The 1,051-nt window shown below is 47.4% G+C and carries 1 tRNA gene and 1 pseudogene; both read left to right on the top strand.

The window, feature by feature from the left end:
- Nucleotides 1-290: 290 nt before the first annotated feature.
- A tRNA-Phe gene (locus ACTHUT_RS21055) sits at nucleotides 291-366 on the top strand.
- 308 nt (nucleotides 367-674) lie between these two features.
- Nucleotides 675-1,051, top strand: a pseudogene (locus tag ACTHUT_RS21050) (dialkylrecorsinol condensing enzyme); the annotation flags it as partial.

The raw sequence follows: 1,051 nt of genomic DNA, 5'->3' as shown, positions 1-1,051 counted from the left end.
ACCAAAGGCGAATACAAATACGTCTCCGGCGAACGATAGCGCAAACGCAAAACATCCCACATATCACGAACAAACACATACAGCATGGCATAAATCCAAAGCAAAAAAGCCGATTGTATCTTAGGCCGTCTGAAAATCAAACCGGCAAACCCCAAAACCGCCAATTAAAACGAAAAATAATTCAATACAAAACAAAATCTTAATTTACCGCCTCAAAAATAAAGCCTACAAACGCTTGCACAAGGCAACGAAATTTGGTTTAATTCACATCTCGCAACGAAATACGCGAAGGCCAGATAGCTCAGTTGGTAGAGCAACGGATTGAAAATCCGTGTGTCGGCGGTTCGATTCCGCCTCTGGCCACCACCAACCGCATTGAAGCGGTTATTTTTTTATCTATATGATTTGCACGCCATACTTAGCGCAAATCCCGTTCTAAACCATGCGTCCCGATTTCCACACAAGGCCGTCTGAAAAATTTCAGACGGCCGTTGTTCATGTTGGCATGGTATAAAAATCCGTTTTACCGCCCCATTCCGACAGAATACGGCGCCTCCATCCAAATCGGCTGAAACTTACGCGAACATACTGAATATGAATAAAGTTCAAGGCCGGTCGGTTTACTATATAATACCGTCCAAACCAACCATAACTTACTCATTGCAGGGAAGATAATGAAAAAAGTGCTGATTGTGCATTACTCGCAAACGGGGCAGCTCTCCAACCTGGCGCGAAATTTTGCCGCGCCGTTGCAAACAGCCGGCATACAGGTCGATTGTGTCAATATCGTACCGGAGCAGGCGTTTCCGTTTCCGTGGCCGTTTTGGCGTTTTTTCGATACCTTTCCGGAAACCGTCCATTTAAAACCCACCCCGATTCTGCCGCCGCAAATCCCATCCGAAGATTACGATGTGGTGGTCATTGCCTACACCGTTTGGTTCCTCTCTCCTTCGCAACCGATGACCGCCTTTTTGCAACGCGAAGAAACGCGCCGCCTGCTGGACGGCAAACCGGTCATCACGCTTATCGGCTGCCGCAATATGTGGCTGGG

The sequence above is a fragment of the Neisseria sp. P0022.S010 genome (genome assembly GCF_051956635.1).
Note: the sequence above shows the minus strand (reverse complement) of the source record. Positions and strands in the feature narration are given on the sequence as shown.